Here is a 14,086-nt window from a genome sequence, read left to right as displayed (position 1 = left end):
GACGGAAATACCTTGAACAGCTTACTCGGGACTTGCGTTGCCGCATGAAGTGTGAGATCATTGTTCTGTTACTTTCAATAAGTGCGACAAAAACCCGGCCTTGCGCCGGGTTTTTTCGTTTCTGCGCCCAATCCGGTTGATGCCAGCCGGATTGGGCGTTTGCGTTTCTGGAGGGTGATGAGGGATGGATCAACGAACATACGATGTGGGGCTGGAGGCGATCAAGGCGGCACCGCCGGTGTCGGTTGGTGCGATGACATTGGCAGGCTTGCAGCTGTCTGACTTGGTGTTGTTGGTGACTTTGCTTTACACGGTGATGCAGTTGCTGGTGCTGTGGCGTGACAAGTTTGGTGGCGGTAATTGCTTGCGCCGGATAGGCCGTTGGCTGCGGAGGCGGATATGAGCTTGCGGGGGCGTTTGATTGCTGCGGGAGCGGCCGGGAGCTTGCTGCTGGCCGCCTTGCTGATTGCCCCGCATGAGGGGGAGGTACGTCAGGCTTATCTGGACCCGGTTGAGGTGCCTACCGCCTGTTTTGGGCAAACAGGTGCTGCCGTACGGATGGGCAGGACGTATAGCGCTGAAGAATGTGCCGGCATGCTGGTGGCGGGAACACGTGTTGCCATGGCGGATGTGGCGCGCTGCATACCGGTGGCGTTGCCGGTGGGGATGCAGGCGGCGCTGACTTCGTTTGCCTTCAATGTGGGCGGGCGCCAGCTTTGTCGATCTACGTTGGCACGCAAGGCGAAGGCGGGGGATTTGATGGGGGCCTGTGCGGAGCTGAGCCGTTGGACTTATGCGGGTGGTCGGCAGTGGCCAGGGTTAGTCAGGCGCAGGGCGCATGAGCGGGCGGTATGCGAGGGGAGGGCTGTGCTGTGATGAATCAGGCCTGGGCATATTTGAAGGTAGGGGGCGTGCTGGTGCTGCTGACGGCCCTGGTGGGGGTAGGTCTACTGATCGGTTATTGGCTGTTTGGTGAGGCTGAGCGGCGCGAGGCGATGACGCCTGCGCCGGCTGTGCGCCAGGCTGACGGTGCGCTGGTAGTGGAGAGACGGCCCATGGCCAAGGCAGGCAAGCCTGTGCATGCCTTGCCTGCGGAGAGTGTGGAGGAGCGCCGTATACAGCTGCATGTGCAGCCGCAGACCCAACCGACGGAATCGGCGTTTGCGTTGGATTGCCTGTGTGACCCGGTACAGGTTGATGTGAGCCTGGTGCGGGATGCGGAAGGGGGGCAGCGCGTGGTGGCGAGTTCACCCGATGGCGAGGTGCTCACTGGCTTGGATATGCCGCTGACGCCGATGCGCTTGTCGGCGCCACCCAATACCTGGGCTGCGGGCCTGAGCTGGTCACCACGACAGCGTGTGGCGGGTATCTGGCTGGAGCGGGATATAGGCCGCTTACGCCTGGGGGGGGAGCTGCTGGCGCAGGATTCGCGACTGGACCCACGCCTGCGGGCGGGGTGGACATGGTGAGCTCCCAACAACTGTCGCTCAGGCGACAACGGTTTGTGGACGAGTATCTGGTGGATTTGAATGGTGCGGCGGCGTATCTACGTGCTGGTTTTGCCGCGAGCAATGGGGCTACGGCGGCTAACGGGGCACGTCGTTTGCTGAAGGTCGCTGCGGTGGCGGAGGCGGTAGCGGAGCGTATGGCGGCCCGCCAGCAGCGTACGGAGATCAGCCAGGACAGGGTGTTGAACGAATATGCGCGCATTGCATTTTTTGATCCGAGGCGTTTGTTTCATCCCGATGGGCGCTTGAAAACCGTGCTGGAACTGGATGCGGATTCGGCGGCGGTGCTGACGGCCATGGATGTGGCAGAGCTGGCTGCGGGTGAGGGGGCGACGATCAGGAAGGTCAAGCTGCTGGATAAGAAGGCTGCACTGGATAGCCTCGCTCGCCATCTGGGCTTGTTCAACGACAAGCAGACGGTGAAACATGAACTGGAAGAGCTGACGGATGCTGAACTCGATGCAAGGATTGCCATGCTCAGCAGCGACGGATAAGCGGCGCCAGTTGCTGCGCTTGCTGGACGAAAGGGGGCGGCGGTTGCGGGAGAACCGCCTGCGGGTGTACCGGCCTTATCAGAAGCAGCAGCAATTTCATGCTGCCGGTGGCGTGTATCGGGAGCGTTTGCTGCGCGCTGGCAACCAGAATGGCAAGACGTTCTGCTGTGGCGCTGAGCTGGCTTTCCATTTGACGGGCATGTATCCGGATTGGTGGCAGGGGCGGCGCTGGGACAGGCCTATCCTGGCATGGGCTGCGTCCGAAACGGGGGAGTCGACTCGTGACAACCATACTGCCAGTGAAGCGCGTTACCTCACGAACTATAAGTCGGCTGACGCAGCCAGATATCGAATCCTTGCGGAAGCTCGTCAACGAGCGAAGCCAACAGGTAAAAGCCCTGTTAACGAGCCACGCAACGCGCCACCGCAAGGTGGCGTTGCTGTTTCGAAGGGGGGCATATTGCCGTCAAATGGGGCTAGATTTGGTAATGAGGGTGGAAATAGCCTAGCTCAGAAAACCGGACCAAGTCGGGAGGCACAGCGTAGCCTGCGGAATTCGGCCGCCGCCCTCACTGGGTCGCCTCCCGTAGATGCTAGCAGTCTAGAACACCACTATCAGTCGCAGGCTGCCTCCCCCATCACCTTCCCCGGTGCCCGTACCGGGAATGCATTGGCGACGCACTGGATTGATTGTCGTGAGGCGAGAATTCTGCGCAATGCGAATAGGGCTGCCTATCCGAACAGACAAGTACCACGCGGCGTCATGATAGACCTTGCAGGCCTGTCCTCCGCTCTCCCTAATGCGCGTTATGCTGCCATGCAGTCGCTAGTGGAAAGCATGCAGCGTGCCGCGGCTTGGGGGGGGTACTCATCAGGGACTAGTACTGAACCTTGGGATGGGAGTGTCTCGATCACACCAATTTCTGCTGTTGAGCAACAGCAGGTAGATAGGGTGGCTGAAAGCTTTATTGCTGCTGCTGAGTTGACCAATGCCAGTATCATTCAAGATGGATTAGTTGGGCGTGCCAATGCCTTCAAGGATTTGCGTAAGCAAATGCGCAGCCTGAGCCAGAATCAACAAGCACAACTGGTGGTTCAGCTTACCGACCAGATTGCGGCGGCGGAGGCGATGCGTGGCTGGTATGGCAACATCGGTTGGAAAGCTGACCAAGCTAAGTTTGAGGACTCTGTGCTGGTAACTGGGCCGGAAGAGATTCTCCCCGTGGCAACTGGTCCTGGTGCACGGTAGGTGGAAGTACGACGAAGGACATGGCATCATTACCGAAAGTTGCTACCGCGGGTGTTGCGTCGGTTTTCGGGATTGGTTTGTCTGTACTGCGCAGGCAGGCTGCGACCGGAGTCCTGAGAATTGGGCAGATTAACGTTCCAAACAGTGCGACTCGGATCATGGAGCGCACTGTTATCACTACCGCTGGTTTAGACGAGCAAGTTGGGCACATCACTCAGATGGTGCCTGGTCTTGACGTGGCGCAGGCTAAGGCACTGTTGCAAAGTGCTTTTAATCCTAATAAACCTGTGGAGGTTGTTATCGGAGGAAGCCGAGTGCGTTCTTTCTTCGGGGAAGGGGCTTTCCGTCCTGATAGCGATCTTGATATCGGCTTTGCGGCCAAAATGAAAAATCATCAGATAGACAACATTCTTGATGCTTTCGATTCTGCTGGTGCGTTGAAGTCCGAAAGAGGTATCAGGATATTCTCTGGTAATAATCCGCCCAGTGGACCAATAGTTAGTCCGCAGGAATTTTTCCAGCGCTCAGGTATTCGTGGGCCATTCCCACCGGAGCGGGCGGGCCAACCATTCGGGCCTTCCGGCTATATTTCTGTCCACCCAAATGGAACGATTACCATCGTTCCTCCCGGTATAAACTAAGGGCTAAGAAATGAGAATCTGTAAGATTGACAATGAAGTGATTGATTGCTCATTGGTTGGCGTGGATGCTCATGGGTTTGGGCGTCCGTTGGCTGGTGAGTATGCAATCCCGTACTCATTGAGAATCAGCGTGGAAGAAGTGGCAACCTATTTTGGAGGATACTATCAGGAGTTTGTTGACAGAGAATCTGAAGATGAAGGTTATTTGGAAGAGTTAGAGGGATGGGCTTTGCTTATAAAAGAAACAGGCTATCTAAGCCTTGAGAAAATGCTGGTCGAGCAAACTGAATTAATATCCAAGCTGCTTCTTAATGAATTGCCGGCGGAGTTTATGGGCTATATGTTTCTAGATGAAATCCCGGCTTTGTCGAAAAAGTACATATTGCAAACCCTAGTTGCCCTAGAGGTGACAGGTGGTGCAGTCCTTTGCACGGGAATGGCATTTATTAATCCCGAATTTCCACGGTAGCTGTGACCTGCCCTAACGGGCATTTCTGGACAGTCTTCAACTACAGATAAATGTATTGGTAAAATCAGCCTTGCTGGTGCGGGGCTAATTTATGTTATCCAAACAAAGTGTTTAGGTATGCGGATGGGATTGCATTTGAACCAGACATCGCAACGCATGTTACAAGATTGGATGGCTTTTCTCAGAGCAAAGGCATTGGTGGTGCGCACAATTTGGGCGCATTTATGGATGCTGCAACGAAGCATAATGTCAATCCGGTATAAAGTCTCGAACCTTTCGTTCACAACCTTACCGGCTGAAGGACAAGGTGCAAGGCGCGAAGCGTTAGGGCCCAGATGTCTAGCAGGTCACTTTACATCTGTATTGCGCTGGATCAAAGTCTGGATGCTGATCACTCCGATATATGCGATTGTGTGAACCTCATGACACCCAACGCCGACAAAATCCGATCCTTCCGGTCGCAGATTCCTGAGTTCGCCTGCAAGCCCAGCTGCCATGATTGCTGTGGCCCCGTATTGGTCTCGACCGAGGAGATGGCCCGTCTTCCCCGCAAGAGCCGGCAGGCCCGTGAGGCTGCGCTGGAGGATTTGCGCTGTCCGCACCTGGGTGAAAACGGCTGTACTGTCTATCACGAACGGCCCCTGGTCTGTCGCTTGTTTGGCACTACACCTAGATTGGCCTGCCCGAATGGCTGCAAACCTGCAGCGCCGATAGACCCGGCGGTGGCGCAGGAGATTTTCCTGTTCTTCAAGGAAACGCGGCACGTGCTGGTATGAATGGGTGAAGCCCTGCGGCTGCTCACCCAGGCCAACGATGCCCAGCACCCCGACGGTACCTACTACCTCGGCATGCTGTACGAGTCGGGCCTGGGCGTAGCTCAGGATCTTGCCGCCGCCAAGGCGTTGTACCAGCAGGCCGCCCGGCTTGGCAGCGATGAAGGTCGCTTGGGAGTTCGCCGCATCAATCTGGCGCTCAAGGCCGCCGATCAAGGCCGCCGATCCGGGCTAAGCCTTGTCTGCCCCAGGCTTGCCATCCCCCGCTACATATGGATACTTACGCATCCCGTTGTTGATATCACAAGGAAGACCATGAAACCGCTTGTCTCCCGCATGGAGTCTTTCATCTTCGCCAGCCGCTGGTTGCAGGCGCCGCTTTATCTGGGCCTGATCGTGGCGCAGGGCGTTTATGTCTACAAGTTCGTCCGTGAACTGATCCATCTGGTGGCCGATGCGCCCACCATGACCGAAACCCAGATCATGCTGATCGTGCTGGGCCTGATCGATGTGGTGATGATCGCCAACCTGCTGATCATGGTGGTGATCGGTGGCTACGAGACTTTTGTATCCAAGATTGATGGTCTCGTGTCGCATGAAGACCGGCCCGAGTGGCTGTCCCATGTAAACGCCGGGGTGCTCAAGACCAAGCTGGCACTGGCATTGATCAGTATCTCGTCGATACACCTGCTCAAGACCTTTATCAGTGCTTCTGATATGGGTGCGCCGACCAGCACGGTCTCGGAGCAGGGGGTGATGTGGCAGGTCATCATACACTGCACCTTCCTGCTATCTGCGCTGGTGATGGCCTGGACCGACAAGCTGATGCAGGGTAAGCACTGACGATGCAACATCGCTCGCAGTTGTGTTGACGGCGCGGCAAGGTAGACAAAGTACAGGGGGCATTGCCCCCTGTTTTCTTGTACTGCGACTGTGCCTAGTCTGCCGGCTTACTGTATCCGGAAGCCCTGTGCACCGCCTGTGGGGTACTTGAAGTAGATCAAGCCATCAGGGCCATTCCACCAGGGGTCGTTCCGGTGCTCGGGTGGGATGCCGCCTATGGGGCTAAGTACCTCGTAGGAGGGAATCAGCAGATAGCTGGTGCCCGCCAGTTTGGCGGTGACGGTGCCGTTGAGGTTGTCGATCAGGGTCATCGCTGGGTCGAGATCCTTGAAGGTGACGGCCAGTTGCGACAGGTTGAAAAAGTGTGGGAATAGCAGCTGGTCGGCACCGGGTGTACGGAAGATCAGTACGCCGTCGGGCAACTGATCCAGCCCTACCGAGGTGCTGCCGTTGGGCGTTGTGACCAGGTTGGGTTTCATCAGTACGGTGCGGCCGCCGTTGTTGACTTCCAGCGAGGCGTCCTCGGTCAGCACGACGGTGCCGTTGTAGGCTGTCTGTATGGCCTGGGAGAACTGGCTCAGGTTGCTGATGGTGCGGCTTACCTTGACGTAAACACCGTTGCGGCTGACCTCGAAATGCCCATCATCGGCCAGGGTGATGCCATCGGGGCGGCTGGGGTCGACTAGCACATCGCCATAGGGCATGACATGGAGCGGGGCATTGTCCAGTATCAGGGGGAGTTGGCCGAAGCCGCCCTGTATGTTCTGGCTCATGGTGGTGCGCGAGCCAATGAAGTCGAACAGTGCCACCATCAGGTTCTTGTTCGGGTCGGCCCGTTCTGAAGGTTGCCCCAGATAGGGCACCTTGCCGCGCGAGGTGGTGTTGACGGGTAGCGACAGTGCCATGGCATCCCCCACGATGCCGGTCTGGGTTCCGGTGAGGGAGCCGATGCGGAGGTTGGTGAACTGGCCCAGCACATTCATGGTAGCCACTTCGTTTTTGTACACTGTGCTGGCGACATCGGAGGTGGCGATGGTGGATGCGCCAGAGGCGAGCCTTGTCGTCATGCGCCCGCTGCTGACTGCCAGGAGGGCCGTACCATCCTGGTTCTTGCGTATGGTGACGTTGAGGGCGCTGGTGCTGGTTGAGGTCAGCAGCAATTGCTTGGCGGTGCTGCCCAGACCCAGCTGCACGCTGGCTACGGCGGCCGGTATGCCTGAGTAGCTGAGGGTAGCCTCGCCAGTCGCGATCTCGAACAGTGGGTTGCTGGGTATGGTGTCGATGGTGTAGGACTTGGTGACCAGCAGTACGTCGCTGTTGACCGGCTTGACCGAGACGCTGATGCCACCGAACAGGAACTGTGCGGTGCCACCGTTCTTGACCAGCAAGCCGCTGTTGGCTGGTACGCTGGGTTTGACGGCAATCTGGCCGGTGACTGAGCTGGGGATGATGGCGACGCCGTTGGCGCTGAGGGTGATGGCTGGGTCGGGGGTGGCAAAGGCCGCAGCCAGATTGGTCAGGCTGGCGACTGTGATGCCGCTGGGTACCGGCGCCAGGGGGGCGGTGGTCACACTGAAATTGGCATCGACACCCCCTATGCGGATACCACCGCTGACGGCTGTATTGGCGGTGGTGGCACTGGTCAGTTGCACCTTGATCTGATCGCCATTGCTGACCGACAGCGGCGTGCCTGGGGCACAGGTGCTGAAGGCCGGAAAGGTGCCGGTGGCGGCAGGGGCGATGGCGCATTGCAGCGTGGCATCCGAGCCGCTGATGACACTGACGGTGGCTGACAGGCTGAGCCCGATGATGGTGACGGCATTCGATTCCACCTTGGTGTTCAGCAAGGCGTTGGTGACCGCGTCGAAGGCCAGGCTACTGGGCGAGTTGGTGGCGGTGAAGACGGCATTGGCCGAACTCAGCATGGTATTGCCGGCCAAGTCGCGCAGATTGGTATTGGCGGCCACGGTGAGGGTGTTGCCCGTGGCCATGGCAGCCAGCGAGGGCACCGTCAGCGTGACGTCCAGGCCATTGCTGGCCAGTACGGCAGCGCTGGGGGCGCCGGTGATGGCAGAGATGGCGCCGGTGCCGGTTAGGGTGTAGTTGCTGGCAGTTTCGGCCTGGGTCTTGGTCAGCTTTTCATTGAAGCTGAGCCTGACGTGGGTGGCGTCCACCAGGGCGAGCGTGCTACTGAGAGTGGGGCGGGTGGTATCGGTACTGGGTGCGGGGCTGGCCGAGGCCTCGGTGATGGTAGTGGCGGCCAGGGTATTGCCGGCCAGGTCGGTAAAGCCACTGGCCAGCGCGACTTTCAGGTGGCCGGTGATATCGCTGTTGGTGAGATAGCTTGCTGTGCTGGCGGGATCGGCAGTGGCCAGGGTCAGCGTGACCACACCCGCCGAGGCCTGGCTGGCGCTGGCCAGGGTGTAGGTGATGCTACCGGCGTTATTGGTCAGGATGTACTTGCTGGTATCGGTCACCGCTGCCGTAGCCGCCAGGGGCTCAATGAAGGTCAGGACCACGGTATGGGGCTGGCTGCTGTTGACGGCGCGTATACCAGCGGCGGGCAGGGTGGGGGCGGTACTGTCGGTGGTGGCCGTGGCGCCGGCCTCGGTTACCGTAGTGGCGGCCAGGGCATTGCCGGCCAGGTCGGTCAGGCCGCTAGCCAGGGTAACCTTGATATGGCCGGTGATGTCGGCGTTGGTGATATAGGTGGCGGTATTGGCAGGGTTGGCGGTTGCCAGGGTGAGCGTCACCACGGTGGCCGAGGTGCGTGCCGCGCTGGCAATGCTGTAGGTGACACTGCTGCTGTTATTGCTGACGGTGTAATTGCTGGCCGTGGTCAGTGCGGCGTTGTTGGTCATGTCCTCGCTGAAAGTCAGCGCGATGGTATTGGGCCGGGCACTGTTGTTGACCGCGATGTTGGCGGCCGGCAAGGTCGGTGCCGTGGTGTCGATCACGACATTGCTGGTGGCTAGCGAGCCTGCGGCCCCCGGTGTGGCCAGTGTCAGAGTCGCGGCATTGCTGTCCGATACGGTGGTAATGGTGGAGCCGAGTGGCAGGGTCAGCGCTGTGGTGGCGGTGTAGTCCAGCGTGGCGGCGGTCTGGCCTGCAGCAATCGTGTAGGTGCAGGTCATGGTGACGCTATTGCTCGCGGTGGCGCAGATGGCCACGGGTGAGCCGGTGGCATTCAGCGCCAGTTCGGGGGCGCCAACGACATTGACAGCCTCGTTGAAGGTGACGGTAATGCTGAGATTCTGGCTGAGGCCATAGCGGCCTGTGGTAGCGCTGACACCGGTGACGGTGGCCGCCGCGAACGCAAGGGCAGGGAAAAGCGCAAGCAAGACCAGCTTGAGAGCCGACTTCAATAGGGATGCGGGGCGCAATTGAACTCGGTGCATCATGGGCAATCCTCGAACAGGTTCGTAGATTGTTTATAGCCTAGATCAAGCCAGTCTTCCGAACGGTAAGTGACTGACGGTGCATGGGACATGCCATATGGCACGGGCCGCGTTCAATTGCGCTTGGCGCCACTAACAAAACCCCTCAGGCGCTGTTGTGCGAGCTTGCCATAGCCGCGTACTGTCTGCTGCGCGCGCCAGCGCACGCACGCCTAGCCAGTACCGCTACGCAGGGTTTTGTTGGCGGTGCTTATTGGCGCGCAAGGGCTGCGCCCCAGCGTTTACTTGCCCAGGATGAGGGTTTCGCTGCCGGTCTTTTGCGCGGTCGAAGGGCGGCCGTCCTTGCCGCGCGTTTCTTCCGTGCGCGTCCACTCAACCGTGATGGTGGCGCCAGGGCGCAAGCTACGGGCTTTGAACAGGAAGACATTGTTGGCCGACAGGCCGCCACCCAGGTGGGCTTCGGTCAACAAGCGGCCATCGACCTTGACCAGCAATTGCTGCAGGTAGTTGACCGGTATCAGTTTGCCGGTCTTGGGGTCGGCACGCTGGCCGTCCTCGCTGGGGCCGGTGGCGCGCACTTCGATTTCCGTTATATCCTTCAGCAGCTTGGCCGCAATACGAATACTCATGATGGGTCGGCCTTTTTGCGCTTGCTGCGGGGTGTAGAGCCGGCCCATGGCATTTCAGCTACCTTCACTTCCTTGGTGACGCTATATATCTTGCCGCCAGCCCGCACCACGGCGCGTAGTGTGCCGGTGCCAGACAGCTTGATGTGGGTGGTGATATCGGGCTCCAGATCTGGCGAGACATTGAATTGCGCCAGCACTGGCCTTAATTCGGTGTCTGCCAGCAGGGTGATCTGGTCGGTTGAGGGCAAGGTGGACATCACCCTGACGAGCACCCGATCACCGTCCTCGACGATTTCTGCCACATCCAGCAAAATGCGAGGTCCGGGTAAGGCTGTGCTGGCCTGCAGCACACCTAGCGCTGCCTGGCTGGTGGGGGCGTTGAACAGTGCCTGCGGCCATTCTCCGGCCATGGCTTTGATGGGCTTCAGTGCCAGCGCAGCCCAGGCGATAGGCATAGCGACAAGGCCGCGAACAAGGTTGCGTCGTGTTACTTTTTTTTCCATGGGGCGGGATATTACTCGAGGCGTTCGTAGTCTACGTATGCCTCTTGGAAATTATCACAGTTTAAATGTGGGTGAACTCTTTTAGATGAATCAGCTTAATTGTGTCCCGCTACTGGCGCCCCTGGGGCAGCTATTGCTCGAACGTGAATTGGTCACTGCGGCCGATCTGGAGCGGGCACTCTCCCTACAGGGACGCATGGGCACCCGAATTGGTTCCACGCTGGTGCGTCTGGGGGCGATCTCCGAGGATATGCTGCTGCCGGTGCTGGCTGAGCAACTTTGCCTGCCGCTGCTGGGTGAAGAGGCGTTGCCTGCGCGTGCCGCCGATTACCGCAATGCCATCGAGCAGACCGGCCTGAGCGTGCCTTGGTTTGCCGACAACGGGGTCTTGCTGTGGGAGGGGGCGGAAGGTGTGTTCCACTGTGCGAGCCGCAACCCTATCGACACCAACTTGCAGGAGTTGGTGGCCGTTGCCCTGCCGGGGCGGGCGCTGAGCTGGCATTTTGCCCGCAGCCGTGATGTCGAGCGGCTCTGCAAGCTTTATGCCTCGCCCGACGATACGGGCTATTCCGACGATGTCGCCCACCTGCGCGAGCTGGCAGAAGAGGCGCCGGTCATTGAGCTGGTTAATAATCTGCTGGCCGGCGCTGCGGATGAACGGGCTTCGGATATCCACGTCGAGCCCGAGGAGCACGCCTTTCTGGTGCGCTACCGTATCGACGGGGTTTTGCAGACACGGGCCGAGTTCCCACGCGAGCGTTTTGACGCAGTGGCATCCCGTATCAAGCTGATCTCCGGTCTGGATATCGGTGAGCGCCGGTTGCCGCAGGATGGCCGTATCACGGTGCGTGCGGCCGGTGTCGAGATGGATGTGCGGGTGTCGGTGATACCGCAGGTACATGGCGAGTCCATCGTGATGCGTCTGCTGCCCAAGGAGCGCAAGGATTTCAACCTGGCCAAGCTGGGCATGGAGGCTGACCATCTGCAGGCCTTTGAGCGCTGGGCCAAGGAGCCGCATGGCATTGTGCTGGTGACCGGCCCCACGGGCTCGGGTAAGTCAACCAGCCTGTATGCCGCGCTGGCGGTGGCCAATGATCGCCATAGCAAGATCATTACGGTGGAAGACCCGGTTGAATACAATATGCCGGGCATTACTCAGATACAGACCCATGCCGAGATTGGCTATACCTTTGGCCAAGCGTTGCGTGCCATTTTGCGGCATGACCCCGACATCATCATGATTGGTGAAATCCGCGACCTGGAAACGGCGCAGATTGCCGTGCAGTCGGCGCTGACCGGCCATATGGTGTTCTCCACACTGCACACCAATGATGCGATCTCGACGTTTACCCGCTTGACCGATATGGGGGTGGAGCCATTCCTGGTCGCCTCGTCGGTCCGTGCGGTAGAGGCACAACGGCTGGTTAGGCGGCTGTGCGAGAAGTGCTCCACGCCTGCAGCGCCACCCGCCGCCTTGGCCGATCTGCTGGCCAGCCTGAAGCAGCAGTTCCCGGCCCTGTTCCAGACCGCCCCCAATTTCCGTGAAGCCCAGGGTTGCAGCCATTGTGGCCATACGGGCTACCGTGGCCGGGTAGGCATCTACGAGTTTGTGGAGGTTTCGCCGCGCATCCAGAGCGCCATCATGCAGCGCCTGCCGGCCCATGAGCTGGTCGCCATGGCGCGCGAAGACGGCTACCGCAATCTGCGCGAGGATGGCCTGGTGAAGGCATGGCGCGGGCAGACCAGCGTGGATGAGGTGATGCGGGTGACAGGTCTCTCCGGCGAGGGAGAGGTTTGATGCGCTTCAAGTACGAGGCCATCAACAAGGAGGGCAAGGTGATCAAGGGCGAGCTGGATGCGGCCCTGGAGAGCGACGCCTACCGCTTGCTGGTGTCGCAGGGCATGCAGCCTGTAGAGCTCAAGGCACTGTCGTCTACCGGTGTGGTGGCCTCGGGTAAGCGCCAGATCCGTTTCTCCCGATCGCCCAGTACCCGCGACAAGGCGGTGGTGGTGCGTGAGCTGGCGACTCTGCTGGGTGCCGGGGTGCCGCTGGCTGAGGCGGTGCAGTCCATGGCGGATGCCCATGCCGAAGATTTCTTTGGCGATATCTTCAAGGCCATGCATACCCGCTTGCGGGCGGGCGATGCCTTGTCGGTTGCCATGGCCAGCGTCAAGCTGGAACTACCCGGTTATCTTTATCAGTTGGTGGCGGCCGGCGAATTGACCGGGCGGCTGGCAGCCAGCCTGACGGCGGCTGCCAACCAGATGGAGTATGAGGAAGGTTTGCGGCAGGAGATACGCAATGCCTTGATCTATCCTGCGGTGCTGGTGTTCTCCGGTATTGCCGCGACCTTGTTGATCTTCATTATTGTGGTGCCCAAGTTTGCCGGCATGCTGCGCAACACCAAGGCCGATATCCCCGAGATATCGCTATGGGTGCTGAAGGCGGGCCTGTTCGTCAAAACCAATCTGAGCTGGGTGGGTCTGTTGGCGGCCGTCCTGTTCTTTGCGGGCTGGGTGGCCTTGTCCAGTCCTGAGCGCCGGCGTAAGTTATTCGAGTTTGCGGCGGGGCTGCCGTTGATGGGGGGCTGGCTGGTTGATGGTGAGATCGGCCGCTGGTCGTCCATGCTGGGGGTGTTGCTGGAAAATCGTGTGCCCATAGTCCGTGCCATGGAACTGGCCGAGAGCGGTGTGGCGCTGAGTTCCTTGCGGCACAAGCTGGAATTGGCCGTTCGAGATCTGCGTGCGGGCAAGAAGCTGGCCGATGCGCTGGCCAGCCACCAGGCAGTCAATCCTATGGGCTTGAACCTGATCAGGGTGGGGGAATTGTCGGGCGAACTGCCGGCCATGCTGCGCACCCTGGCGGGACTGTACGAAACCAGTAGCCGGGCCCGCATGAAACGCTTTGTCATCCTACTGGAGCCCATCACCATCCTGGTCATTGGTGCGGTTATCGGCTTCATCATGGTGGCCATCATGCTTGCGATCACCAGCATGTCTAATTTTGCAAGATAGTCTTTATGGCGGCATCCCTGTTTGCTGGGCAGGTGAGCCGCATTTGAATCGGGTGAGTAAATGAAGCACAGGAAAAAAATGCAGGGTTTCACCCTGGTGGAACTGTTGGTGGTGCTGGTCATCATCGGTTTGCTGGCGGGTTTGATCGGCCCCAGGGTGCTGGGACATGTCGACACCTCCAAGGTCACGACAGCAGAGGCCCAGGTCAAGATGCTCAAGGGCTCGCTGGAAACCATGCGGCTCGATATCAATCGCTTTCCCAATGCCAGCGAGGGTATAGAGCTGCTGGTGACGGCACCTACCGATGAGAAATTGCGCAACAAATGGCGCGGCCCTTATCTGGATGAAGTGACCGTGCCGCTGGATCCATGGGGCAATGCTTACCAGTATTCGCTGCCCGGCTCGGCGGGTCGGCCTTATGCCTTGTACTCGTTCGGTGCCGATGGTGTGCCTGGCGGCGAAGGTGGCGACGCCGATATCGGCATGTTGCCGTGATTGACCCACTGCGTGCATAAGCGGGTGGCGCGAATGGGCCATTGCTTTAGCCGGATTCCTGCTGGTGGT

The 14,086-nt window shown here is 59.4% G+C and carries 15 protein-coding genes; 12 read left to right on the top strand and 3 right to left on the bottom strand.

Annotated elements, in window-relative coordinates; all coding sequences use genetic code 11:
• Positions 1-184 precede the first annotated feature (184 nt).
• The 9 genes from V7714_RS12165 to V7714_RS12125 all read left to right on the top strand — a co-directional run bounded on the left by V7714_RS12165 (position 185) and on the right by V7714_RS12125 (position 5,977).
• A complete protein-coding gene (locus tag V7714_RS12165) occupies positions 185-403 on the top strand; it encodes a hypothetical protein (protein ID WP_335709957.1) in 219 nt (72 codons plus the stop codon).
• Positions 400-876, top strand: a complete 477-nt coding sequence (locus tag V7714_RS12160) for a lysozyme (protein ID WP_335709956.1) — start codon at positions 400-402, stop codon at positions 874-876. The genes V7714_RS12165 and V7714_RS12160 overlap by 4 nt, the downstream gene beginning before the upstream one ends.
• Complete coding sequence (locus V7714_RS12155; RefSeq protein WP_335709955.1) at positions 876-1,469, top strand: hypothetical protein; 594 nt, start codon at positions 876-878, stop codon at positions 1,467-1,469. Before V7714_RS12160 ends, V7714_RS12155 begins: the two co-directional genes overlap by 1 nt.
• Positions 1,463-2,002, top strand: coding sequence for a terminase small subunit (locus V7714_RS12150; RefSeq protein ID WP_335709954.1), 540 nt, complete (start codon positions 1,463-1,465; stop codon positions 2,000-2,002). Before V7714_RS12155 ends, V7714_RS12150 begins: the two co-directional genes overlap by 7 nt.
• Before the next feature lie 763 nt (positions 2,003-2,765).
• Entirely contained in the window at positions 2,766-3,251 is a 486-nt protein-coding gene (locus V7714_RS12145) for a hypothetical protein (RefSeq protein WP_335709953.1), read from the top strand.
• A 20-nt stretch (positions 3,252-3,271) separates the two neighbouring features.
• Positions 3,272-3,892 (top strand): hypothetical protein, encoded by a 621-nt coding sequence (locus V7714_RS12140; RefSeq protein WP_335709952.1) that lies wholly within the window; start codon positions 3,272-3,274, stop codon positions 3,890-3,892.
• 10 nt (positions 3,893-3,902) lie between these two features.
• Positions 3,903-4,361, top strand: a complete 459-nt coding sequence (locus V7714_RS12135) for a hypothetical protein (RefSeq protein WP_335709951.1) — start codon at positions 3,903-3,905, stop codon at positions 4,359-4,361.
• A 422-nt stretch (positions 4,362-4,783) separates the two neighbouring features.
• Entirely contained in the window at positions 4,784-5,137 is a 354-nt protein-coding gene (locus tag V7714_RS12130) for a YkgJ family cysteine cluster protein (protein ID WP_335709950.1), read from the top strand.
• Complete coding sequence (locus tag V7714_RS12125; RefSeq protein WP_335709949.1) at positions 5,138-5,977, top strand: TIGR00645 family protein; 840 nt, start codon at positions 5,138-5,140, stop codon at positions 5,975-5,977.
• A gap of 107 nt (positions 5,978-6,084) precedes the next feature.
• Here V7714_RS12125 and V7714_RS12120 read toward each other — a convergent pair whose 3' ends face one another.
• From V7714_RS12120 to V7714_RS12110, 3 genes are all read right to left on the bottom strand, one after another.
• The gene (locus V7714_RS12120; RefSeq protein WP_335709948.1) at positions 6,085-9,378 is read right to left on the bottom strand and encodes a beta strand repeat-containing protein; all 3,294 of its coding nucleotides are present in this window, start codon (positions 9,376-9,378) and stop codon (positions 6,085-6,087) included.
• A 278-nt stretch (positions 9,379-9,656) separates the two neighbouring features.
• Positions 9,657-10,004: a thiosulfate oxidation carrier complex protein SoxZ gene (locus V7714_RS12115; protein ID WP_335709947.1), complete on the bottom strand. Its 348-nt coding sequence runs from the start codon at positions 10,002-10,004 to the stop codon at positions 9,657-9,659.
• A complete protein-coding gene (locus V7714_RS12110; RefSeq protein ID WP_335709946.1) occupies positions 10,001-10,459 on the bottom strand; it encodes a thiosulfate oxidation carrier protein SoxY in 459 nt (152 codons plus the stop codon). The genes V7714_RS12115 and V7714_RS12110 overlap by 4 nt, the downstream gene beginning before the upstream one ends.
• Before the next feature lie 133 nt (positions 10,460-10,592).
• Here V7714_RS12110 and V7714_RS12105 point away from each other — a divergent pair, with 133 nt between their 5' ends.
• Genes V7714_RS12105 through gspG form a run of 3 tightly spaced genes read left to right on the top strand, consistent with a single transcriptional unit; the run spans position 10,593 to position 14,017 of the window.
• The gene (locus V7714_RS12105; protein ID WP_335709945.1) at positions 10,593-12,305 is read left to right on the top strand and encodes a GspE/PulE family protein; all 1,713 of its coding nucleotides are present in this window, start codon (positions 10,593-10,595) and stop codon (positions 12,303-12,305) included.
• Entirely contained in the window at positions 12,305-13,522 is a 1,218-nt protein-coding gene (locus V7714_RS12100; protein WP_335709944.1) for a type II secretion system F family protein, read from the top strand. Before V7714_RS12105 ends, V7714_RS12100 begins: the two co-directional genes overlap by 1 nt.
• Positions 13,523-13,582: 60 nt before the next feature.
• Positions 13,583-14,017: a type II secretion system major pseudopilin GspG gene (gene gspG / locus V7714_RS12095; RefSeq protein WP_335709943.1), complete on the top strand. Its 435-nt coding sequence runs from the start codon at positions 13,583-13,585 to the stop codon at positions 14,015-14,017.
• Positions 14,018-14,086: the final 69 nt, after the last annotated feature.

It is taken from the genome of Chitinimonas sp. JJ19 (assembly GCF_036961565.1).
Taxonomy (GTDB): Bacteria; Pseudomonadota; Gammaproteobacteria; order Burkholderiales; family Chitinimonadaceae; genus Chitinimonas.
This window is presented reverse-complemented; position numbering and strand designations above follow the sequence as displayed.

Excerpts from the sequence above, each read along its gene's own strand:
- V7714_RS12165 (WP_335709957.1), top strand. The coding sequence starts at position 185 with ATGGATCAACGAACATACGATGTGGGGCTGGAGGCGATCAAGGCGGCA.
- V7714_RS12160 (WP_335709956.1), top strand. The coding sequence starts at position 400 with ATGAGCTTGCGGGGGCGTTTGATTGCTGCGGGAGCGGCCGGGAGCTTG.
- V7714_RS12155 (WP_335709955.1), top strand. The coding sequence starts at position 876 with ATGAATCAGGCCTGGGCATATTTGAAGGTAGGGGGCGTGCTGGTGCTG.
- V7714_RS12150 (WP_335709954.1), top strand. The coding sequence starts at position 1,463 with ATGGTGAGCTCCCAACAACTGTCGCTCAGGCGACAACGGTTTGTGGAC.
- V7714_RS12145 (WP_335709953.1), top strand. The coding sequence starts at position 2,766 with ATGATAGACCTTGCAGGCCTGTCCTCCGCTCTCCCTAATGCGCGTTAT.
- V7714_RS12140 (WP_335709952.1), top strand. The coding sequence starts at position 3,272 with ATGGCATCATTACCGAAAGTTGCTACCGCGGGTGTTGCGTCGGTTTTC.
- V7714_RS12135 (WP_335709951.1), top strand. The coding sequence starts at position 3,903 with ATGAGAATCTGTAAGATTGACAATGAAGTGATTGATTGCTCATTGGTT.
- V7714_RS12130 (WP_335709950.1), top strand. The coding sequence starts at position 4,784 with ATGACACCCAACGCCGACAAAATCCGATCCTTCCGGTCGCAGATTCCT.
- V7714_RS12125 (WP_335709949.1), top strand. The coding sequence starts at position 5,138 with ATGGGTGAAGCCCTGCGGCTGCTCACCCAGGCCAACGATGCCCAGCAC.
- V7714_RS12120 (WP_335709948.1), bottom strand. The coding sequence starts at position 9,378 with ATGATGCACCGAGTTCAATTGCGCCCCGCATCCCTATTGAAGTCGGCT.
- V7714_RS12115 (WP_335709947.1), bottom strand. The coding sequence starts at position 10,004 with ATGAGTATTCGTATTGCGGCCAAGCTGCTGAAGGATATAACGGAAATC.
- V7714_RS12110 (WP_335709946.1), bottom strand. The coding sequence starts at position 10,459 with ATGCCTATCGCCTGGGCTGCGCTGGCACTGAAGCCCATCAAAGCCATG.
- V7714_RS12105 (WP_335709945.1), top strand. The coding sequence starts at position 10,593 with ATGAATCAGCTTAATTGTGTCCCGCTACTGGCGCCCCTGGGGCAGCTA.
- V7714_RS12100 (WP_335709944.1), top strand. The coding sequence starts at position 12,305 with ATGCGCTTCAAGTACGAGGCCATCAACAAGGAGGGCAAGGTGATCAAG.
- gspG (WP_335709943.1), top strand. The coding sequence starts at position 13,583 with ATGAAGCACAGGAAAAAAATGCAGGGTTTCACCCTGGTGGAACTGTTG.